Origin of the sequence: Pseudomonas sp. 5C2, from assembly GCF_034314155.1 — a bacterium.
Lineage (GTDB): Bacteria > Pseudomonadota > Gammaproteobacteria > Pseudomonadales > Pseudomonadaceae > Aquipseudomonas.
On sequence record NZ_JAVIWH010000002.1, the window covers coordinates 1,750,708 to 1,772,087 of the forward strand.

Here is a 21,380-nt window from a genome sequence, read left to right on the forward strand (position 1 = left end):
CTATATATTTGTAAAAATTTCATGACCCCAGGCCTTTATCAACATGTCCAACCATTCCAATTCGGTAGATGTTTTGATCATCGGCGGCGGTCAGTCAGCACTGGCAGTCGGCTATTTTCTTCGCCGCACCAAGCGTTCATTTCTGATCCTCGACGCTGAAAAAACACCTGGCGGCGCTTGGAATCATGGTTGGAATTCGCTTTATCTTTTCTCGCCGTCGACCTGGAGTTCCATTGCCGGCTGGATGATGCCTCCCGTGGAGGATGGTTATCCGACGCGAGACCACGTGATCAGTTATCTGACTCAGTACGAGCAGCGCTACCAATTTCCAGTGGAACGCCCAATCCGAGTCACGGCAGTAGAGCGCAGCGAAACTGGGCTGCGCGTGCACGCAGGTGACCAGTATTGGGATGCGAAAGTCGTCGTGAGTGCCACTGGCACATTGAGCAACCCTTTCATACCGAGCTATCCAGGTGCGTCCCGGTTTTCGGGTCAGCAACGGCATTCGGCGCAGTATGTCGAGGCGCAACCTTTTGCGGGCAAGACCGTACTGGTCGTAGGCGGCGGAAACTCCGGAGCGCAAATTCTGGCCGAGGTTTCTAAAGTGGCTGACACCGTTTGGGTGACACCACAGGAGCCTGTTTTCCTTGCCGACGAGGTTGATGGCCGGGTGCTTTTCGAACGTGCAACTGAACGCTGGAAGGCTCAGCAGGAAGGTCGAGTGATCGAACAGCCGGTCGGTGGATTGGGAGATATTGTCATGGTGCCCCCCGTGGTCGAGGCCCGCGAGCGTGGCGTCCTCGGGACAGTAAGGCCCTTCAAACGATTTACCCATAAAGGTGTTATCTGGGCAGATGGTTCAGAATCAGAGGTAGACGCAGTGATCTGGTGTACAGGGTTCAAGCCTGCTCTGGATCATCTGGACCGGCTGGGTGTCCTCAACGATGAAGGCCGCGTTGATGTCGATGGCACTCACTCAATCAGAGAGCCCAGGTTGTGGCTGGTGGGTTACGGCGAGTGGACAGGCGCCGCTTCAGCTACCTTGATTGGGGTGACACGGACAGCGCGCAGCACGGTCAGCGAAATTGATACGTTCCTGAACGGTCCATTGCCTGGAGCAGGCGATGGACTTTGATAGTGTGTCAGATCAAGTCGAGATTTTTACACATGAATGAAATGATTGTGCGCTGGCCGCAGCGTAACCCCCGCCTTTTTCTGGTAGTGGCAGTGCTTTTTTGGTTCGGTTTGTATGAGGCCCTGATTCCAGTGTCGGAGGCTTTGGTCGCAGCGCTGCCCGTTGATCGTGACAGCCACTTGGGGGGCGCATTACAGTTTTTTCTCTATGACACGCCCAAGGTGCTGATGCTGCTGACCGGCATCGTGTTTTTGATGGGCATGATCAACTCCCACTTCACACCTGAACGCACCCGCGCAATGTTGGCGGGTCGAAGCGAGGGCATGGCCAATGTCATGGCGGCGTCTCTGGGTGTGTTTACCCCGTTTTGTTCCTGCTCTGCTGTGCCTCTGTTTATAGGTTTTGTTCAGGCAGGCGTGCCATTAGGGGTGACCTTCTCATTTCTGATTTCCGCCCCCATGGTGAATGAGGTCGCGTTGACCTTGCTGCTTGGCTTGTTCGGCTGGAAAGTTGCACTGCTGTACCTGAGTCTGGGTTTGTTTATTGCGATTGTTGCGGGCTGGGTCATTGGGCGCTTGAAAATGGAGGCCTATCTAGAGGACTGGGTTCGTGACATGCCCAAGGTCCACGCAACCGCTGGGGACACGAGCATGCCGCTGCATGAGCGGATAAATGCCGGGTTTGGCAGCGTGCGCGAAATCGTCGGGAAAGTATGGCCTTACATCCTTGCCGGTATCGCTATTGGCGCAGGTATTCATGGGTATGTGCCGGAAGACTTCATGGCCAGCTTCATGGGCAAAGAAGCGTGGTGGTCTGTCCCGCTCGCGGTGCTGATAGGCATACCAATGTATACAAATGCGGCGGGGATCATTCCTATTGTGCAGGCGCTACTCGCGAAAGGTGCGGCGCTGGGCACCGTCCTGGCCTTCATGATGAGTGTCATTGCGCTCTCCCTCCCAGAGATGGTGATTTTGCGCAAGGTGTTGAAGGTTCGCTTGATAGCCACATTTATTGGTGTCGTGGCCGTTGGCATTCTCATCGTTGGCTATGTCTTCAACTTAACTCTGTAAATCCACCCGTTGAGGTTTTTATGAAAGACATCAAAGTACTAGGTACCGGCTGTTCCAACTGTAAGTCGACGATAGCCATCATCGAGCAAGTCGCTAACGCTAAAGGCGTACCTGTGAAGCTGGAAAAAGTGGAAGAGCTGCGTGACATCATGAGCTATGGGGTTATGTCGACACCCAGCGTCGTCATTGATGGCAAGGTCGTTCATTCCGGTGGCATCCCGAGCCGAGATAAGGTCGAGCTGTGGCTTAGCGCCTAGACCGGGACGACATCATCGATATACACCGCCAATCTCAGCGACGAGCCGCCTGACTCTCGACCTCTCAGGCGCTGTCGACTCAGGGTAAGAGACCCGGTTCGATTGGCGCATGGGCCCATGCGGAGACGAAGATGCCTAAGCCAGTCATGCCAGTTATGCCCTTGTTCGATCACGATACGTCCTTCCTGTCGACGGCCGCCGCCGCTGCGTCCCTGGCCGGAATCTCGATAGAGACCCTCAACAGTCAGTGCTTCTGCATCAGCCTGGACACCAAGGCACTGCGTGAAGCGTTGGAGTCGACGCTCGGTCAACCCGGCCTGTTCGAGCTGGTACAGCAACGTTGCCCTTATCTGTTCGCCGGGCATCCAGTCTTTATCAACCCGGCCCATTTGGAGCGCATGGCGCAGGTCGTGCGGGCTGTCGAGTCGGTCATCGCGCTCCCGGCTTACCGCGAGGAAGTGCTGGCTCGTTCGCCCACTATTGCGCGACATGATCTTGGTGGGGCCAAGGGAGTGTTCTTCGGTTATGACTTCCATGTCACTGAGGGTGGTTTCGGCCTGATCGAGATCAACACCAATGCAGGTGGGGCCATGCTCAATGCAGCGCTGGCGCGAGCGCAACACGCGTGTTGCCCGGCCATAGAGCAATTGCTGCCACCCTCGGGCAGGGCCGAGACGCTTGAGGCAGGAATAATCGAGATGTTTCGCCATGAGTGGGCGCTGCACGGGCTGGATAGGCCGCTGCGCAGCATTGCGATTGTCGACGATGCTCCCGAGCAGCAGTATCTATACCCCGAATTTTTGCTGTTCCAGCAACTGTTCCAGCGCCATGGATTGGAAGCGGTGATAGTCGATCCCTCCGAGCTAAGTCTGAGAGGTGGTGCACTTCGGCATAACGAGTTGGTCATCGATATTGTCTATAACCGCCTGACCGACTTTGCTCTCGATGCGCCCGCCAATGCGACGTTGCGTCAAGCTTACCTTGAACGTGCCACGCTGCTCACGCCTCACCCACAAGCCCATGCCTTGTACGCGGACAAACGTAACCTGGCTTTGCTCTGCGATGCCCAATGGTTGCAGGCGTCGGGCCTGCCGCAAGCCACCCAAAACCTGCTACTCGCCAGCATTCCACATACTGAGGTGGTGACCCCGGAAAGTGCCGAACGCCTGTGGCGCGAGCGTCGACGGCTGTTCTTCAAGCCTTGTGCAGGATTCGGGAGTCGCGCCGCCTATCGCGGCGACAAGCTAACCCAGCGGGTGTGGCAGGAAATTCTTGCTGCCGATTACGTGGCCCAAGCCCTGGTTCTCCCTGGACTGCGGACCCTGTCGGCCACGATTCCGGCTCACATGCTGAAATTTGACGTGCGCGACTATGCCTACAACGGCGTGGTGCAGTGGGTGGCGGCGCGCCTGTATCAAGGCCAGACCACCAACTTCCGGACGTTGGGCGGCGGTTTCGCCCCCGTATATCCAGGGCCCGCGCCAGAGGCCTAAGCATCGCAGACGCTTGATTGGGTCGTCAAAAATTGACGCACCTCCGGTAAATCGATGTGGTCGAGAACGCCGTCGAACAGCACATGCAGCGACTTGTACCCTCTGGCTGTGGCCGATTTGAATGAATCGGGGCGCATCGGTTGACATAGGAGCGTCAATTGGCTGCTTTTACGGGCAGCGCAACAATCGTTTTTTTATCCTATGCTGACTGGGTCAAAAATAAAAATCCGCTTACGACACAGACGAAGTCAACTGCATCGCAAGCGTCATGCGGAGGCAGAGATGATATCGATTTCCAGAAGAGTCTTCTTGAAGGTTGGAGGCGGGATTGCTGCGGGCGCAGTCATCGGAGTACCCCATTTTACCCAAGCGGCGGCAACCACGCCTGAGCCGCAGGTGATAGGGCGGGTCAACCTTCCCTACCCAATGAAAGCGATCATCAACGCGCAGAAATTACAGGTCAACACCCCTGTCTCGTTTTTCTATCCCGATGCCTCCTCACCTTGCGCATTGATCAAGATGGGCGCTCCCGTTCCGGGTGGCATTGGCCCGGAGCGCGACATCGTTGCCTACAGCACGCTATGCACGCACATGGGGTGCCCGGTCACCTATGACGCAGGGCCGCGGGTGTTTAAATGCCCGTGCCATTTCAGCATTTTCGATCCTGAAAATACGGGTCAAATGGTTTCCGGCCAGGCGACCGAGAATCTGCCCAGCATAGTGCTCGAATACAACTCCAATGACGATTCGGTACGTGCAGTGGCCGTCGAAGGGTTGATCTACGGGCGTCAGTCCAACCTCCTTTGATAAGAGGCTTAAAATGGCAACCAATAAAGATCGGATGGCGCTCCCCCCTCCAGAGGCCCAGAAAACCAACCTTGCCTGTCACTTCTGCATCGTGGGTTGTGGCTACCACGTCTACAAATGGCCAGAGAACCTGGAAGGTGGACGGGCACCCGATGAAAATGCGTTAGGGCTCGACTTTCGTAAACAGCTACCTCCTCTGGCTGTGATCATGACCCCTGCGATGCAGAACACGATCACTGACAAAGACGGCAAGCGTTACAACCTCATGATTGTGCCCGACAAGCAGTGCGACGTTAATAAAGGGCTCTCGTCCACGCGAGGCGGTCAACTGGCCAAGGTCATGTATAACTCCGACGGTGTGGGCAAGGAGCGTCTGCGCAGCCCACGGATTTATGTGGCTGACCAGTGGCTAGACACCAGCTGGGATGATGCGCTGGCACTTTATGCGGGCGTTACCAAGAAGATTCTTGATAATGACGGGCCAGCCGCCCTCGCCTTTGACTGCTTCGACCACGGAGGCGCCGGAGGAGGATTTGAGAATACCTGGGGCACCGGCAAGTTGATGTTCACGGCGCTGAAGACACCGCTGGTACGTATCCACAACCGCCCTGCTTATAACTCCGAGTGCCACGCCACACGCGAGATGGGCATTGGTGAACTCAATAACAGCTATGAAGACGCCGAGCTGGCTGACGTTATTATGGCCATCGGCTGCAATTCATACGAGACCCAAACCAACTACTTCCTGGCCCACTGGCTCCCCAATTTACAAGGGCAGACCGTCATCAAACGCAAACAGCGTTTTCCTGGGGAAACCGTTGCCCCGGCGAAAGTGATTTTTGTTGACCCGCGCAGGACGCCTACTATCGCTGTGGCCGAGCAAGCGGCAGGCAAGGACAACGTCCTTCACCTGGATATCGAACCGGGAACGGATATCGCTTTATTCAACGGTCTGTTGACCTACGTGGTTGAACAAAAATGGCATGACCAGGAGTTTATCTCGGCCCATACCAAAGGGTTTGACCAGACGCTTCAAGCCAATAGGTTATCGATTGAGGAAACCAGCCGTATCACCGGTGTTTCGGCGGACAAGCTCAAGCTTGCAGCCGAATGGGCCTACAAGCCCAAAGCTTCTGGCCACCGGCCACACACCATGCACGCCTACGAAAAAGGAATCATCTGGGGCAATGACAACTACCTGATCCAGTCTGCCTTGGTCGACTTGGTACTTGCGACTCATAACGTAGGACGTCGGGGTACCGGGGTGGTGCGCATGGGCGGCCACCAGGAAGGTTACACGCGCCCCCCTTATCCAGGCACCACCAAGATCTATGTGGATCAGGAGATCATCAATGGCAAGGGCATGATGTACACGGCATGGGGGGCCAATCCATTCCAGACCACCCTCAATGCAGAGCAACACCGTACCGTCATTCTGAAGCGCGCCAATATTGTTAGGGAGGCCATGGCGACGGTGCGCGGCGGCTCAACCGCGCAGAGGGTGGACGCGATCTACGATGCGGTGAAAAATAAAGGCGGTCTCTTTTTAGCCAATATCAACCTCTATCCCACCAAGCTGGCAGAAGCCGCGCATGTGATGCTGCCAGCAGCTCATCCGGGCGAGATAAATCTCACCTCGATGAATGGAGAGCGGAGGATGCGTCTGTCGCAAAAGTTCATGGATCCCCCCGGTTCAGCGAAAGCCGATTGCCTGATTGCGGCCGCTATCGCCAACACCCTTCGGCAGATGTATAGCGCCGAAGGAAAGCAGGACATGGCGGCGCGATTTGCGGGCTTCGACTGGAAAACAGAGGAAGATGCTTTCAATGACGGCTCTCGTATGGCCGGTCAGCCGGGCGTCGGCCCTATCGATAGTCAGGGCGGTAACACAGGCAATCTTGTCACCTACGAGCGACTGATTGCGATGGGTAACAATGGAGTCCAGCTACCCGTCAAGGAGTACCGGGATGGCAAACTGATCGGCACCGAAATGCTCTACACCGACTACACGTTCGACACGCCGGACGGTAAAGCCGAGTTCAAGCCAGCAACGTGGCCTGGGCTGCCAAAACCGGTCGCGGAGCAGAAGGAGAAATATAAGTTCTGGATCAACAATGGACGTATCAATGAGGTGTGGCAAACGCTCTATCACGACCAATACAACGAGTTCGTGAAGGCGCGCGTACCCATGGCGTATCTGGAAATCAACCCCGACGATGCAAAATCCTTGGCGATTGCATCCGGGGACGTGGTTGAAGTATTTAACGACTACGGCTCGTCTTACGCGCTGGCCTACCTGGAGCCTGATATAAAGCGGAATCAGACCTTTATGCAGTTCGGCCACTTCAACGGTGTTATGGGCGATTTAACCACGGCATGGACCGACCGAAACGTAGTGCCCTATTACAAAGGGACATGGGCAAATATCCGTCGTATCGGGAAAGTGGAGGCGTTTAAAGAGACGATCAGCTTCAAGTCGCGCAGATTCATGACGTAATGACGATTGTCCAGGCAGTGCTTCATATCGCCGTGGCATGCCTGGGCAAAGCAATGGAAATCAGCGCGGCGAGCAACACAAAAGCGCTCGATATCCACAAGCACGCACTCAACCCGTACATCTGGTAAATCCATCCGGAGAGCACGGTGCCGATCAACCGGCCCATCGCGTTGGACATGTAGTAAAAACCTACATCCAGTGAGACGCCGTCTTCCTTGGCGTAGGAGACGATCAGGTAACTGTGCAGCGATGAGTTCACGGCGAACAGGACGCCAAAGACCATCAGCCCACCCAAGAGAACGACGTGCTCGGACAACCCAGTGTTCAACCCCAAGGCAATAGCCCCTGGCAGAAGCGCCAGCGGAAGTGCCCAGAGAAAAGCCGCTCGACCATCAGGCACACGCCCGTTTTTCTTGCCCGTAATGCTGGGCGCGAACGACTGCACTATGCCGTAGCCGATCACCCACGCAGCAAGAAAACCACCGACTTTCCAGACGTCCCAGCCAAAGGCTGTACTGAGATAGACCGGCAATGCGACGACAAACCAGACATCCCGAGCGCCAAACAAAAACATCCGTGCTGCCGACAGGATGTTGATCGCACGGCTCTTGGAAAGGATCTCCCGGAACTTGGGTTTGGCTTTAGCTTTGCCCAGGTCCTTCTTGAGCAAGATCAGACTGCTGATCCAGATCAGCCCCAATACGATGGCCATGGCCAGCACGGCGCCCTTAAATCCGATGGCAGCCAGCAGTGCACCGCCCAGAAAGAAACCGACGCCCTTGAGCGCATTTTTCGAGCCGGTTAGGATCGCGATCCACTGGTACAGCTTGCCTTGTTGTCCATCGGGCACCAGCAGCTTGATCGAGCTTTTGGCACTCATCTTGTTCAGATCTTTGGCGATCCCCGACAACGCCTGGGCGCCCATTACCCAAGGAATCGTCAGCCAGACCGAGGGCACTGTCAGCATCAGCAGTGCCACGACCTGAATGGCCAAACCAATATTCATGGTCCGGTTCAGGCCCAAGCGGGCCCCAAGGTAGCCACCCACGAGGTTGGTGACCACGCCAAAGAACTCATAAAACAAAAACAGCGCCGCAATCTGAAGCGGGCTGTAGCCCAATGCGTGAAAGTGCAGTACCACCAACATGCGCAACGCACCATCGGTGAGGGTGAAGGCCCAGTAATTACCCGTGACGAGCAGATACTGCCGCACTTCTGGAGCAAGGGCTGACAACGCGTTCATGATGATTCCCTGTCAGACGGCCAGACCGACCATTTTTGCCAGTTCGACCGTACGGTTGGCATAGCCCCATTCGTTGTCGTACCACGCGTAGATTTTTACCTGAGTGCCATTGATGACCATGGTCGACAACGCATCGATAATTGAAGAGCGCGGATCGGTACGGTAGTCGATGGACACCAGCGGACGCTCCTCATAGCCGAGAATGTCTTTCAATTCATTCTCGGAAGCGTCTTTCAGCAGTTGATTAACTTCCTCTGCAGTCGTGGCGCGTTCAACTTCAAACACACAGTCAGTCAGCGAGGCGTTGGCCAACGGAACACGCACGGCGTGACCATTCAGACGCCCGCGCAATTCCGGGAAAATTTCGGCGATGGCCGTGGCCGAGCCGGTGCTGGTCGGAATCAAGCTCATACCGGAAGCACGCGCACGGCGTAGATCCTTGTGCGGCTGATCGAGGATGCTCTGGGTGTTGGTCAGGTCATGAATGGTGGTGATCGAACCATGACGAATCCTCAGCTTTTCGTGGATCACTTTGACCACCGGAGCCAGGCAGTTAGTGGTGCACGAAGCGGCAGTCACAATGCGATGTTGCGCAGAGTTGAACAGGTGGTGATTGACCCCCATCACAATGTTCAACGCCCCGCTCTCCTTCACCGGAGCGCTGACCACAACGCGCTTCACGCCTTGGTCAAGATAGCCCTGGAGAACCGCAACCGTCTTCATTTTGCCGCTGGCTTCGATCACCAGATCGCAGCCCGACCAGTCGGTATCGGCGATTGCCCTATTGGCACTGACCTTGATCCGCTTGCCGTCGATGACAATGCACTCGCCTTCGGAGTCGGCCTGATACTGCCAGCGGCCATGCACGGAGTCGAAGTTGAGCAGGTGCGCATGGGTCGCTGCATCACCGGCCGGGTCATTGATCTGCACGAATTCAAACTCTGGCCAGCGCCAGGCTGCTCGCAGCGCGAGGCGACCGATCCGACCGAAACCATTGATGCCAACTTTGATAGCCATGTCTTTGTTCCTCGTCTCTGCTGTCAGTGGGAGTCCGACCTACGCGCGCCGGACAGGCCAAACATCGGTTATTACACGGTGAAACTGTCCTCAGATAGAACGCTGATTAACCCGGTCCATGAGTGCTTCCGCCGATTCTTTGCGCTCGGAATAACGATCGACCAGATAGTCCTGGCGGTCGCGCAGCAGCAATGTGAACTTCACCAATTCTTCCATCACGTCGACGACCCGGTCATAGAAAGGAGAGGGTTTCATCCGACCGTGCTCGTCGAACTCCAGATAGGCCTTCGGTACGGACGATTGATTGGGGATGGTGAACATCCGCATCCAGCGCCCGAGTACCCGCAGTTGATTGACCACGTTGAACGACTGCGACCCGCCACACACCTGCATGACCGCCAGGGTTTTACCCTGGGTCGGGCGGACTGCGCCCATGGCCAACGGCACCCAGTCGATCTGTGCCTTGAACACGGCGCTCATCGAGCCGTGACGCTCGGGTGAGCACCACACTTGCCCTTCCGACCACAGCATCAGCTCGCGCAGCTGTTGAACCTGCGGATGGTCATCGGCGACGTCATCGGGCAATGGCAAGCCTGACGGATTGAAAATCCGTGTTTCGGCGCCCATGCATTGCAGCAGGCGAGCCGCTTCCTCTACCAGCAAGCGGCTGAAGGAGCGCTCACGCGTCGATCCATACAGCAGCAGGATGCGTGGTTTATGGGTGGACTTCAGTTCGATCCCCAGTTTGTCTGCCGAAGGTAATTCAACCAGTTCGACGTCGAGTTGGGGGATGTGGTCGTCATACATAGTCGTTGTCCTGCGCAACTGCGCTCTTGGATTCATCGAACCAGCGGCGTTTAAGCCACAGCGCTACACCCACTAAAGAAATCAGCACCGGTACTTCCACCAGCGGACCAATCACCGTGGCGAAAGCGACCGGGGACGCCAGGCCGAAGGTAGCGATGGCCACCGCAATCGCGAGTTCGAAGTTGTTGCTCGCAGCAGTAAAAGCCAGAGCCGTGGTACGCGGATAATCCGCCTTGAGCAGCTTGCCCATGCAGAAACTAAGGAAGAACATCACGACGAAGTAGATCGTCAGCGGGATCGCGATGCGCAATACATCCAATGGCAGTTGCAGCACCTTGTCGCCCTTGAGGCTGAACATGGCGACGATGGTCAATAGCAATGCCACCAGGGTCAGCGGGCTGATCTTAGGAATGAAGCGCTCTTGATACCAGTCGTTTCCTTTACGGGCGATCAGGATCTTTCGGGTCAGAAAACCGGCCATGAATGGCACACCCAGGTAGATCAGAACTGACCCGGCGATGCTGATGAAGCTGGTCTCGATAACGCTGCCTTCCAGTCCAAACAGTGGCGGCAATAGCCCCAGGAAAATCCAGGCGTACAGGCTGAAAAACAATATCTGGAAGATGCTGTTGAACGCTACCAACCCGGCGACATATTGATTATTGCCTCCCGCGATCTGATTCCAGACCAGCACCATGGCAATGCAACGGGCGAGGCCGATGAGGATCAATCCGGTCATGTATTCCGGCTTGTCGCTCAGGAAGACAATCGCCAAAACGAACATCAATATCGGCCCGATGACCCAGTTCTGGATCAGAGACAACGCAAGGATGCGCTTGTCTTTGAAGACCTCTGGCAGCTCCTCATAACGAACCTTGGCCAGGGGCGGATACATCATCACGATCAAACCGATGGCGATCGGGATGTTGGTGCTACCCACAGAGAGACTGTTGAGCCACTGCGGCCAGCCTTCGAACAGGCTTCCCAGCCCGATGCCGAACGCCATGGCCAAGAAAATCCACAAGGTCAGGTAGCGGTCCAGAAAGGAAAGGCGGCTTTTGCTCATGTTCATATCTCCTGTTGTCAGAGCGTACCGACCAGGGCTAGCTCGGCCTTGAGCTGCTCGGCGCTCAACGTGGCTGGATCAGCAGCAGGCTGCGGCGCGCGCCGGGCGGTCGCCCATTTCATCAAGACGTTTCGCGTCAGGGCTCAACCAGTGTTTGTTGGCCTCCAATACGGTGGTCAGAACGCCATGCACCCAATCAGGCAGGTTCGGGTGCAGGCGGTAATACACCCATTGACCTTGCCGACGATCTGCCAGAAGTCCGCAATTGCGCAGTTGCGCCAAGTGCCGGGATACCTTGGGCTGACTCTCGTTGAGCGCGCAGGTCAGCTCGCAGACACAGAGTTCACCCTCATGGGCAACCAGCAGCATCATGCGCACTCGATTGTCGTCAGCCAGGCATTTAAAAACGGCGGTGGGTGTCAGAGGATCGGTCATGACGGGGTTTCAGCTCATATACGGTTTTTCGAATATATGTTTTTCCATATGTGAAGTAAAGGAAAAACAGCGTGATCCCCTTCCGTTAAACACGCACCGCGTTCAGTTTGGTTTAAGCTTTGAGCCTCAGAATAATCGTCACTTACCAAGTACCACGGCACAACAAGGACATCGTTATGGGCTGGAAAAACACAAAACAACGTTATGGCATTCTCTCCATCGGGCTGCATTGGCTGATGCTGGCCTTGATCATCGGCGTCTACGCCTGTATTGAACTAAAAGGGAACTTCCCCAAAGGCAGCGACTTTCGTGAGTTGCTCAAGCAATGGCACTTCATGCTGGGTCTGGCAATCTTCGCACTGGTGTGGCTACGTCTTCTGGCCCGCTTGATTGCGCCGACACCTACCGTCGTACCCGCCCTCCCGCAGTGGCAGGCAATCCCCGCCAAGCTGATGCATCTCGCCCTGTATGCGCTAATGATAGGCGCGCCGCTCGCCGGTTGGCTGGTACTGAGTGCGGCCGGCAAACCTGTTCCCTTCTTCGGAATTGAACTGCCGCCCCTGATCGGCACGAATGAGGCGCTGGCTAAATCAATTAAAGAATGGCATGAACTGGCCGGAACAACCGGCTATTGGCTGATAGGCCTGCACGCAGCGGCCGGCCTGTTTCACCATTACATAAGTCGCGACAATACCCTGACCCGCATGTTGCCTGGGCGGTAAGCTCTACCCGGTACCCGCAGGCTGTCGAGCGACATGCACGATCAGCACTGCGGGAAATCGGCTGACCCTCCTGGAATCTGACCTATGCCCGAGACGGTAACCACCCGCAACATCCCACGTACGGTCTGGGCACTGGGGTTCGTCAGTCTGTTCATGGACTTGTCGTCAGAAATGGTTCATGCGCTGCTGCCGGTATTTTTGGTCGGCACGCTCGGCGTCAGCATGATCACGCTAGGTTTTATCGAGGGCGTTGCGGAAGCTACGGCCCTGATCGTGAAAGTTTTTTCCGGCGCGATCAGTGACTACTTCGGTAAACGCAAGAGCCTCTTGCTGGTGGGCTATGGGCTTGCAGCACTCACCAAGCCACTCTTCCCCCTGGCTCATTCCGCAGAAATGGTATTTACCGCACGCTTTCTGGACCGGATTGGCAAAGGGATCCGCGGAGCGCCACGCGATGCTCTGGTCGCCGATATATCACCACCAGAGATCCGTGGCGCGTGCTTCGGCTTACGTCAGTCCATGGACACCGTAGGGGCCTTTTTTGGACCTGCAGTGGCCATCGGCCTGATGTTTATATTCAGTGGAGATATTCCTCTCGTCTTATGGATCGCCGTGATACCCGCGCTGGTAGCCGTCAGCCTGATTTTTGTTGGCGTCAATGAACCTGCACACGAGCAGCGAACTCAGCACTTTCGGTCGCCGATACGCCTACAGCTGCTCTACAGCTTTTCGCCAGCGTATTGGCGGGTGGTGATTGTGGGAGCACTGTTCACCCTGGCGCGCTTTAGCGAGGCATTTCTGGTATTGCGCGGCCAGCAAGCAGGACTCTCCGCGACCTGGGTACCCATCGTGATGGTGGTGATGGCTTTGTTCTACACACTTTCTGCCTACCCCGCGGGGAAACTCTCTGACCGAGTCAGCCGCAAAGCGCTTCTCGGCGTGGGTCTGATATTGCTTATCCTGTCCGATCTCGTGCTAGCCAACGCAGAATCCATCACAATGCTGATGCTCGGCGTTACATTGTGGGGGCTTCATATGGGATTCAGTGAGGGGCTGCTGGCCGCTCTTGTGGCCGACACGACACCGGAAGGGCTCAAAGGAACCGCCTTTGGGGTTTTCAATCTGGTGAGTGGTTTCTCCATGCTCCTGGCAAGTGCTCTTGCAGGTCTGCTGTGGCAAACCTATGGATCAGCAATGACCTTCTATGCCGGTGCTGCTATTTCTGCAGTCGCGTTCATACTTCTGTTGATGCAGCGTCAGGGTAACGATCACATGAAGTAAGCACCGCGTATTGCGACACAGGACATCGCAACGAAACGTGTCGGCTCTGGGCGGAGCGTATCCCCCACTTTCGAGCCGACTCAGGCAAACAATCAACGCTAATCCCAGCGTATTTATTTGCTATTTGCGCGTGGCTTTTTGGAGCATACGGCTGGCACTCTCATTGGCCTTGTCGGCAGTTTGTTGAGCCTGGTTAGCGGCTGAAAGCGCTTGCTCCGCCTTGGAGTAAGCATCATCAGCTCTGACCCGGGCTGCGGCAGCCGAGTTTTCAGCCCCCGTCAATCTCGCGTCAAACTCCTTGGCTTTTTGATTGCTGCAACCCGCCGCCATGGCCAGGACCAATATCAGTGGAACAGTCAGAGTCAGGTTTCTCATTTTTAACCTCTCACATTACGGCATCGTTAATAAAAATTGACTACCTGTTTAGCGACACGAAGAAGTACGGATCACCCCCCCGCTTCGCACCCGCCTGCACAGTGTGAATTGTATATCCATGCCCAGTTTGATCTGCGTCAAACTCGCAACAAACGACTTGATCCTGAGCCTTTAAATTCACCCAGATACTCAGTCTATGTCGCTACTCAAGCGGTGACGGCTTGATCGCCAACAGACTGCTGTGCATGTGATAAACCACTTGTTCGGCGGTGCTACCCAAGAGTTTGCTCAACCCTCTACGGTGCACCGTGCCCAGCACGACAACATCAATATTTTCTTCTTCAGCATAAGCAGTAATGACTTTCGCCGGGACACCCATGATGAAGTGGCGGCACTCTGGCGGCACCCGATATCGATCAGCCAATTCAGTAAACGCTTTTCCTTCAGCCTCATACACCTCTTCGCCCATGCCCGCTGAAAACAATGTCGAACCCATGCCCTCCGACGCATACATATATGAAAGGTCATACGCGTAAAGCAGATGCAGTTCAGCATTGCACTGTGCCGCCAACTTCTCTGCCGCCAGGATAATCTGATCATTAAACTGTTCGAACTGCTCTTCCGGCTTAAACGGATCTACCGCGGCCAGAATTTTTCTCGGCGTGGCGTGCTGGACGTTCGCAACAAGGTGCACGGAGGATGAACAGTCCCTCAATAAACGCAGGTCCAGAGGTGTAAACAAGGTACGCATCAGCAGAGATTCATGCTCGAGGTCTTTGATAAGCATGGAAGGGTTTAACTCTTTGACGTGGCGCAAAATCTCCTCCAGCGGACGCTGAACCCACACCACTTCCGTTGTTACCATTATTTTGAGATTGCGCAGGGAAACAGCTTGCTCTTCAAGCCACTGACGATGCCGCAGTAAGTAACCCTCGCGCATTTCAGAGAGCGCTTGTTCATTGACCAGGCCAGCCGTTGCCAAGCCTTCAACATAGTCAAAGGCCACGATATGCAAGGGAACCCCTTTAGCTTTAGCCAGTGCTGCCGCTCGGTCAAAAGCCGGAGTTCGGTGCATCAAGGGTGAAGCCACTAACAATAAACGCTCAGAGTCCGACATGTAACACCTCCACTTACGGAAAGGGTCAACGGCTGGGGAGAATAGGTGACCTCCTCCCGACAGGGTCTATGTGTTTCACATTCTTGACGATCAAGCGGCCCACACATTGATCTACATCAGAGCCACCCCGCCAGAACCCAAATACGTTAGATCAACGCGCGATAAAAAACCTGCCCCGCGCAATCTTTATTGAATAACCCCCTCTAACCAAAAAAATGATGGTGCGAAAAAATGGCGTTATGCTTGCGCACATGCGCAAGGAAATCCCCATCAAGATGTAACTTCTACTTAACAATTTTACGCACGCTTTCCATAAGCCGTTAGTTGGCAACCCGCAAAACAATCCACCTTGATTTAAAATATAAAATAGGCCACTCATTTGAGTGTGAGTGCGCGATAGTTATTCCCTGACAGGGAATTCCATACAACAAAAAATGCTAATAAAGTCCTCCCTGCTTCGCCCGCCATTCATCTATAACTGATCACTCGCTCTGTCATGAAGCGGGTCCATTGGCTACGCTGAAAAAACAACAGGAGATCTCTCATGACGCTTCCGGTAATGCTTAGCCCTGTGCAACAAATAAAGGCGGCCTGTTCAGGGTGCGGTGTGCGAGGGCTGTGTTTATCTGCTGGCCTGAACAGTTCAGAAGTCGATCTTCTGTCCACCCTCATTCAGCAACGGGTCAAAATCAAAAAAGGCGAGACGCTGTATCATGCGGGGGATCCTTTGCGTTCGCTGTATGCCGTCCGGTATGGATTTTTCAAGACGACCGTCATTTCGGAGGATGGCCGCGAACAGCTGACAGGCTTTCAAATGGCGGGAGAAATGCTGGGCATAGACGCCATCAGCAATGACCGACATGTGTGTAATGCAATCGCACTGGAAGACAGCGAAGCGTGCCCGATTCATTTCATGCAACTGGAACGACTGTCTCATGAGTTGCCTTCGCTCCAACACAACCTGCACAGGCTGCTGAGTCGAGAAATAGTCCGTGATCATGAAATGCTTTTGTTATTGGGAAACCTCAATGCTGATGAGCGTCTAGCCGCTTTTTTGCTGAATTTGTCGCATCGAATGGTCACGCGCGGCTATTCATCCAAAGCGTTCGTCCTGAGAATGACCCGGGAAGATATCGGGTCTTATCTTGGTTTGCGCCTGGAAACAGTCTGCCGGGCTATTGCGCGCCTTCGTGAACTTGAGATTGTGCGCATTTCGGGCAGAGCCGTAGAGATCCTTGATTTAGCAGCCTTACATTCGCTGGTGTCAGGGTGCCGCCGAGCTGATTGAAAGTAGACCCCGCCCTTATCTATGCCTTGACCACAAGAACACTGCAGGGGGCGTGTTGGAGAATATTCTCCGCGGTGTCGCCCAACACCAAGTCCAGATTGTGATGAGGACGTGTGCCCATCACCAGTACATCAACCGCGTTATCGGCCGCGAACTTTTTGATGGCCGGGAGCGGAGTCCCTTTCAGGTAATAAGCGTTCTCCTTCGCGATACCATAGTATTCCGCCAGCGCAACAAACGCTTCAAGGTGCGCATCACCAAGCGCATCGACAAAGTCTGCTTCGATGGGCATCGCCCCCATGATCGTAAAGCCTGAAGCATAGACAGCGGCCCCATCGAAGACATACAGCATCTGTAGAACGCCATCGCACTGTGTTGCCAATCGGGAAGCCGTTTCGATAATGATGTCGTTGAGCTGAAGGTCTGCATCAGCAGAACGAAAAAGATTAACCGCCGCCACTATTTTGTGCGGTAACGGGTTTGCCGAATCGATCACCACGTGGACTGGCACAGGGCAATCACGCAGTAGCTGCCAGTCCAGCGGTGTAAAAAAAATGCGTTTGAGCGTTGATTCCTGGTGAACATCCTTTATCACCATCTCCGCTTGTTGGGTGTCGACATATTGCCGAATTTCGTCAACGACATGCTGCGTCCAGAACAGTTGGGTGGTGACCTCAAGCCCGTTTTTTCTCTCATATTCGGCCTCTTGCTCTAACCAGTGGCGATGCATCTGCAAGTAGCCCTCACGCAGTTCCGCCATGGCCCCTTGGTTGAAAACCCCAACGATTGCGAGCGTTTCCATATAATCAAACGCAACGATATGGAGTGCGGCGTTACTGACCTTTGCCAATGCCACCGCGCGCTCAAATGCAGAAGTACGATGCATTTGCGGGGAAGCGATCAACAGTAGATGCTGGAAATTTGCCATAGCGTTCTCCGCAATTCGGGCAGGGTTCAATGTTGAACGTCATGACATGAGCGGCATTGACTTAAATCAGAAGTCGTCATCAGGACCCGAAACATTGAACCATGCCACCTGCGCTGACCGACCGAAAATAGCCTCTGCCCGCGCCACAAACGGACAACTTCAAGAGTCGCCACGGCGACGAAGTGGCCTCGGTTTGATAGGTCGCTTTCGATAGAACCCCCGCTTTACCCATTCGGCGGCTGCCACGTAAAGCAGGCTGATGGACAGCACCACGGCGAGCAGGCCAAGCGGTAAAGGGACAAGTCCAAACCACGCGGCAGCGGGGCTGTAGGGCAGTAAAACGGTCAGAGCCCCGATCACGGATGCGCTGACCAGAAGCATTCGACCCGGATGACTTTTATGGAAAGGTTTGTACGTGCGAACGATGAAAATGGTCAACAACTGAGTCAGTAATGATTCGACAAACCAGCCGCTGCGAAACAGATCTGGCGCAATACCTACCAGCCAATACAACGCACCAAAGGTGAAGACATCGAAGAGTGAGCTGACGAGTCCGAATACCACCATGAAGTTGCGGACTTCAGCGAGGTTCCAGCGATGAGGCGTCTGTTCCCACTCTCGATCGACGTTATCGCTGGCGATGCCCAACGCTGGAATGTCAGACAGAAAATTGTTCAGCAAAATTTGCTTCGCGAGCAGAGGTAGAAAGGGCAGGAACAATGAAGCCAGCGCCATGCTGATCATGTTTCCGAAGTTCGCACTGGACACGATGAAAATGTACTTCAGTGTATTGGCAAACGTGTGGCGACCTTCATCAATGCCTTCGCGCAACACATTCAGGTCATGCTCAAGCAAGACAAAATCAGCGGCCTGCTTTGCAACATCAGCAGCGTTCTGCACAGAAATCCCAATGTCGGCCGCCTGCAGTGCAGGTGCGTCGTTTATTCCATCACCGAGAAAACCTACCACATGACCGGTCTTCTGCAGGGCACGAATAATTCGCTCTTTTTGATTGGGATCGACCTCGGCAAATAGCGTAACTGTCGGCGCCAGGTGCATCAGCACCTCGTCTTTCAACAGCGCCAACTCAGAACCGGTGATGATCCGTTGCGCATTGAGCCCTACGGCAGAGGCGACATAGCGGGCAACCAGATGACTGTCACCACTGATGATCTTGACCTGAACACCCAGCTTTGCCAGCGCGGCCATCGTGGCCTTTACTCCCGGTTCGGGAGGATCGAAAAACAACAGAAAGCCGCGGAAGGTCAGGTCCACTTCCTCGTTACGGCTGTATCGAGCCTGTGCAGGCAGCGAACGAGTGGCTATTCCAAGCACGCGAAATCCTTGCTCACTCCACGCAGCAAACCGTTTACGGATCGCCGCCAACGCCGTTTCATCCAGAACCTGCGTACCGTTACCGCAACAAAGATGAGTACAGACCTCCAGGACGTTTTCGACCGCTCCTTTGGTCACTAGCAGGATGGGGGCTTCCACGCTGCCGGCAACCACCACACTCAGACGCTTGCGCCCAAAATCGTATGGAATCTCATCGAGCTTGCTGACGTGGCCGACGTCGACAGCACTGGCCTGCGCCTTGGTTGTGATGGCATCGTCCATCGCGTTACTCATCCCTGTCTGGAAATGCGCGTTGAACAGGGCTAATTGCAGAACATTGACCTCCTCCTCACCCTCGACATTCACTGCGGCATTCAGCGCAACCACACCGCGCGTCAAGGTTCCGGTCTTGTCAGTACACAAGATGTCCATCGCCCCCAGATTTTCGATAGCGCTGAGATGGCGCACGATGACGCCACGGGCGGCCATACGCTGCGCACCTTTGGCCAAGGTGAGGCTCAGGATGGCAGGTAGCAGCTCTGGCGATAAACCGACGGACAAGGCGATGGCAAATAGCAGTGTGTCGAGAGTCGGTCGATGCAACAGAATATTGATACCGAAAACAAGGAACGTGATGACCAGCATGACGCGCAGCAGCAGTCCGCCAAAATGCCGCAGACCACGTTCGAATTCGGTTTCCGGTGGCCGCAACGACAGCGATTTGGCAATCTGACCGAACTCGCTCTCATCGCCGTAACGGGTGGCAAGTACCTCGGCAGTTCCACTGCGAACGGAGGTGCCCATGAATACGCAGTTGCTGCGTTGAATCAGAGACGCCTCCGCAGGAACGTCTCCCGGCAGTTTTTCTACAGGGTACGTCTCGCCGGTGAGCAGACTCTGACTGATGAAGCAATCGCGCGCACTCAACACTCGGCCGTCAGCGGCAATCAGACTGCCCGCGCTGAGCAAAAAAATATCACCGGGGACGACGTCAGACGCAGGAACTTGCAGAATCTTGCCTGCACGACGAACGACGGCGAGCGTAGCGATTTTCCGACGTAACTGCTCGACTGCCGTGCTCGCGCGATTTTCATACCAGGCACTCAGCAAGGCGCTGATCAGCACGATCAACAACACAATGGCCGCGTTGATCCAGTCCCCGACTAACAGCGCCACCAAAGCACCCACGATCAGAATGATGACCAGCGGGCTACGCATCTGCTCTATCGTCAGCCTGAGCAGACCATGCGGTCGACTCCGCCCCACCGGCGCGGCAGGTCGCAGACGCGCTTTTGCCTGCTCACTGCTCAGTCCTTCAACAGAACTTCCAAATGAGCGGAGCAGCTCTTCAGCAGGTGTCTGCCACCAGACCTCGCTGATGGGCACATCCCCCTTGATGGAGGGGGTTCCCAGCCCACTGCGCGCCAGCCACATGCCCGGCAGCATGGGCAACCAGAAGGTCAGCCCGCGGAACAACAAGGTGGCAGACAGCGCAACCGGAATCTCGATGCCAATCCAATGCAACGTGACCACTGCGGCCGCTTCGAACGCCCCTAGCCCGCCCGGCACAATTCCAACACTGCGAAGTACGCTGGCCAGCATGAACCCGGCGAACAACCCAGGCAGCTGTGCGGACACCCCCAACGAACGCACCAGCACCCACAGCGTCAAACAGTCGAGCAGGATGATGACCAACTCTAAAAACGTGGTGCGCCACAACAAAGAACGGTTGCGCGCCAGTTGGCTGTCGGCCCCCGTCAACAAGGCCAGTCCTTTACCTACCAGTGCATGGTGCTTCACAGAGAAGCGCCGCTGCAGCTCTGAATGGCCAGAAAGGCGCGGTACAATAATCGCGGCTGCCAGACTCACCGCAGCGAATACCAGGCAGGTCGCAATGAGGGACGTCGTGGCATGTCCTTGCAGCATGACGATGAACAGTGCGACCCCGACGGTCAGCACATACGCAAAAAAATAGGCGGAAAGGTCAAGGACCAGACAAGCCAGTGCCAATGGCCGGGCGACCCCTTTTTTAATGAGGAAAGCGATGACCGCAAAAGCTCCGCTGATACCCGAAGAGGGTAGCGCCTGATCGACAAACAACTTCATCAGACTGAGCTTGCTTGAATCCCACAAAGACAGCTGTGCGTGCCCTGCTTTTAACACGCCCCGGAAGACCTGCCCTTGAGCCAGGTACGTCAGCGCTTGCAACACGATGGCCACAATCAACCATAGAGGTTCTGCCCGCTCCAACAACGTGCCAAATGCCTCGACATCGCTCAGGTGCAAGGCGACAGCGATCACAGCGGCGAGCATCGCAGTGCCCACCAGCCAGGACACCCACAGCAGGGATGAGGTCACTCGCGGGTCGATGTCGAGCGAAGATTGAAGCGGGTCGTTCGGGATAGGCGATTCGAACGACATAAGGAACTCCCGGCCAGTTTGGGAAAACTGGCTGAATTCTCAGTGAATGCCATCGCTGTCGCTTGATTTAAATCAAGTCAGGCCAA

Annotated in this window: 18 protein-coding genes; 9 read left to right on the plus strand and 9 right to left on the minus strand. The window is 55.2% G+C overall.

Annotation, left to right across the window (positions count from 1 at the left end; all coding sequences use genetic code 11):
• The first annotated feature begins 43 nt into the window (after positions 1-43).
• The 6 genes from RGU44_RS08700 to RGU44_RS08725 all read left to right on the plus strand — a co-directional run bounded on the left by RGU44_RS08700 (position 44) and on the right by RGU44_RS08725 (position 7,259).
• On the plus strand, positions 44-1,135 hold the full coding sequence (locus tag RGU44_RS08700) for an ArsO family NAD(P)H-dependent flavin-containing monooxygenase (RefSeq protein ID WP_322216661.1): 1,092 nt from the start codon (positions 44-46) through the stop codon (positions 1,133-1,135).
• Between the two features lie 32 nt (positions 1,136-1,167).
• Positions 1,168-2,205, plus strand: coding sequence for a permease (locus RGU44_RS08705; protein ID WP_322216664.1), 1,038 nt, complete (start codon positions 1,168-1,170; stop codon positions 2,203-2,205).
• Positions 2,206-2,225: 20 nt separating this feature from the next.
• A complete protein-coding gene (locus RGU44_RS08710; RefSeq protein WP_322178925.1) occupies positions 2,226-2,462 on the plus strand; it encodes a thioredoxin family protein in 237 nt (78 codons plus the stop codon).
• A gap of 131 nt (positions 2,463-2,593) precedes the next feature.
• Complete coding sequence (locus RGU44_RS08715) at positions 2,594-3,955, plus strand: hypothetical protein (protein ID WP_322216667.1); 1,362 nt, start codon at positions 2,594-2,596, stop codon at positions 3,953-3,955.
• 309 nt (positions 3,956-4,264) lie between these two features.
• On the plus strand, positions 4,265-4,762 hold the full coding sequence (locus RGU44_RS08720; RefSeq protein WP_322178923.1) for an arsenate reductase (azurin) small subunit: 498 nt from the start codon (positions 4,265-4,267) through the stop codon (positions 4,760-4,762).
• A 13-nt stretch (positions 4,763-4,775) separates the two neighbouring features.
• Positions 4,776-7,259: an arsenate reductase (azurin) large subunit gene (locus RGU44_RS08725; protein ID WP_322216669.1), complete on the plus strand. Its 2,484-nt coding sequence runs from the start codon at positions 4,776-4,778 to the stop codon at positions 7,257-7,259.
• A 22-nt stretch (positions 7,260-7,281) separates the two neighbouring features.
• Here RGU44_RS08725 and arsJ read toward each other — a convergent pair whose 3' ends face one another.
• From arsJ to RGU44_RS08750, 5 genes are all read right to left on the minus strand, one after another.
• Positions 7,282-8,502, minus strand: coding sequence for an organoarsenical effux MFS transporter ArsJ (gene arsJ / locus RGU44_RS08730; RefSeq protein ID WP_322216671.1), 1,221 nt, complete (start codon positions 8,500-8,502; stop codon positions 7,282-7,284).
• A 12-nt stretch (positions 8,503-8,514) separates the two neighbouring features.
• Positions 8,515-9,519 (minus strand): ArsJ-associated glyceraldehyde-3-phosphate dehydrogenase, encoded by a 1,005-nt coding sequence (locus RGU44_RS08735; RefSeq protein WP_322178920.1) that lies wholly within the window; start codon positions 9,517-9,519, stop codon positions 8,515-8,517.
• A 90-nt stretch (positions 9,520-9,609) separates the two neighbouring features.
• On the minus strand, positions 9,610-10,326 hold the full coding sequence (gene arsH / locus RGU44_RS08740) for an arsenical resistance protein ArsH (protein ID WP_322178919.1): 717 nt from the start codon (positions 10,324-10,326) through the stop codon (positions 9,610-9,612).
• Complete coding sequence (gene arsB, locus RGU44_RS08745; protein ID WP_322178918.1) at positions 10,319-11,392, minus strand: ACR3 family arsenite efflux transporter; 1,074 nt, start codon at positions 11,390-11,392, stop codon at positions 10,319-10,321. Before arsB ends, arsH begins: the two co-directional genes overlap by 8 nt.
• Positions 11,393-11,470: 78 nt before the next feature.
• Positions 11,471-11,827: a metalloregulator ArsR/SmtB family transcription factor gene (locus RGU44_RS08750; protein ID WP_322178917.1), complete on the minus strand. Its 357-nt coding sequence runs from the start codon at positions 11,825-11,827 to the stop codon at positions 11,471-11,473.
• A gap of 176 nt (positions 11,828-12,003) precedes the next feature.
• Here RGU44_RS08750 and RGU44_RS08755 point away from each other — a divergent pair, with 176 nt between their 5' ends.
• Together RGU44_RS08755 and RGU44_RS08760 are read left to right on the plus strand one after the other, a co-directional pair.
• Positions 12,004-12,549: a cytochrome b gene (locus RGU44_RS08755; protein ID WP_322178916.1), complete on the plus strand. Its 546-nt coding sequence runs from the start codon at positions 12,004-12,006 to the stop codon at positions 12,547-12,549.
• Positions 12,550-12,633: 84 nt separating this feature from the next.
• The gene (locus tag RGU44_RS08760; RefSeq protein WP_322178915.1) at positions 12,634-13,830 is read left to right on the plus strand and encodes an MFS transporter; all 1,197 of its coding nucleotides are present in this window, start codon (positions 12,634-12,636) and stop codon (positions 13,828-13,830) included.
• A 120-nt stretch (positions 13,831-13,950) separates the two neighbouring features.
• Here the strand turns inward: RGU44_RS08760 and RGU44_RS08765 are convergent, their stop codons facing one another.
• Positions 13,951-14,205: an Lpp/OprI family alanine-zipper lipoprotein gene (locus RGU44_RS08765; RefSeq protein WP_322178914.1), complete on the minus strand. Its 255-nt coding sequence runs from the start codon at positions 14,203-14,205 to the stop codon at positions 13,951-13,953.
• A 202-nt stretch (positions 14,206-14,407) separates the two neighbouring features.
• Positions 14,408-15,322, minus strand: a complete 915-nt coding sequence (locus tag RGU44_RS08770; protein WP_322216673.1) for a universal stress protein — start codon at positions 15,320-15,322, stop codon at positions 14,408-14,410.
• A gap of 544 nt (positions 15,323-15,866) precedes the next feature.
• Here RGU44_RS08770 and fnr point away from each other — a divergent pair.
• A complete protein-coding gene (fnr, locus tag RGU44_RS08775; RefSeq protein WP_322178912.1) occupies positions 15,867-16,610 on the plus strand; it encodes a fumarate/nitrate reduction transcriptional regulator Fnr in 744 nt (247 codons plus the stop codon).
• Positions 16,611-16,629: 19 nt separating this feature from the next.
• Here fnr and RGU44_RS08780 read toward each other — a convergent pair whose 3' ends face one another.
• The gene (locus tag RGU44_RS08780; RefSeq protein WP_322178911.1) at positions 16,630-17,538 is read right to left on the minus strand and encodes a universal stress protein; all 909 of its coding nucleotides are present in this window, start codon (positions 17,536-17,538) and stop codon (positions 16,630-16,632) included.
• Positions 17,539-17,697: 159 nt separating this feature from the next.
• Positions 17,698-21,294 carry a magnesium-translocating P-type ATPase gene (mgtA, locus tag RGU44_RS08785; protein WP_322216675.1) on the minus strand — a complete coding sequence of 1,199 codons (3,597 nt, stop codon included), beginning with the start codon at positions 21,292-21,294 and terminating at the stop codon, positions 17,698-17,700.
• Positions 21,295-21,380: the final 86 nt, after the last annotated feature.

Bases quoted from the DNA above. Each gene is read 5' to 3' on its own strand.
- RGU44_RS08750 (WP_322178917.1), bottom strand. From the start codon at position 11,827: ATGACCGATCCTCTGACACCCACCGCCGTTTTTAAATGCCTGGCTGAC.
- RGU44_RS08710 (WP_322178925.1), top strand. From the start codon at position 2,226: ATGAAAGACATCAAAGTACTAGGTACCGGCTGTTCCAACTGTAAGTCG.
- RGU44_RS08770 (WP_322216673.1), bottom strand. From the start codon at position 15,322: ATGTCGGACTCTGAGCGTTTATTGTTAGTGGCTTCACCCTTGATGCAC.
- mgtA (WP_322216675.1), bottom strand. From the start codon at position 21,294: ATGTCGTTCGAATCGCCTATCCCGAACGACCCGCTTCAATCTTCGCTC.
- RGU44_RS08725 (WP_322216669.1), top strand. From the start codon at position 4,776: ATGGCAACCAATAAAGATCGGATGGCGCTCCCCCCTCCAGAGGCCCAG.
- RGU44_RS08735 (WP_322178920.1), bottom strand. From the start codon at position 9,519: ATGGCTATCAAAGTTGGCATCAATGGTTTCGGTCGGATCGGTCGCCTC.
- RGU44_RS08715 (WP_322216667.1), top strand. From the start codon at position 2,594: ATGCCTAAGCCAGTCATGCCAGTTATGCCCTTGTTCGATCACGATACG.
- RGU44_RS08700 (WP_322216661.1), top strand. From the start codon at position 44: ATGTCCAACCATTCCAATTCGGTAGATGTTTTGATCATCGGCGGCGGT.
- fnr (WP_322178912.1), top strand. From the start codon at position 15,867: ATGACGCTTCCGGTAATGCTTAGCCCTGTGCAACAAATAAAGGCGGCC.
- RGU44_RS08760 (WP_322178915.1), top strand. From the start codon at position 12,634: ATGCCCGAGACGGTAACCACCCGCAACATCCCACGTACGGTCTGGGCA.
- RGU44_RS08705 (WP_322216664.1), top strand. From the start codon at position 1,168: ATGAATGAAATGATTGTGCGCTGGCCGCAGCGTAACCCCCGCCTTTTT.
- RGU44_RS08780 (WP_322178911.1), bottom strand. From the start codon at position 17,538: ATGGCAAATTTCCAGCATCTACTGTTGATCGCTTCCCCGCAAATGCAT.
- RGU44_RS08755 (WP_322178916.1), top strand. From the start codon at position 12,004: ATGGGCTGGAAAAACACAAAACAACGTTATGGCATTCTCTCCATCGGG.
- arsH (WP_322178919.1), bottom strand. From the start codon at position 10,326: ATGTATGACGACCACATCCCCCAACTCGACGTCGAACTGGTTGAATTA.
- arsJ (WP_322216671.1), bottom strand. From the start codon at position 8,502: ATGAACGCGTTGTCAGCCCTTGCTCCAGAAGTGCGGCAGTATCTGCTC.
- RGU44_RS08765 (WP_322178914.1), bottom strand. From the start codon at position 14,205: ATGAGAAACCTGACTCTGACTGTTCCACTGATATTGGTCCTGGCCATG.
- arsB (WP_322178918.1), bottom strand. From the start codon at position 11,392: ATGAGCAAAAGCCGCCTTTCCTTTCTGGACCGCTACCTGACCTTGTGG.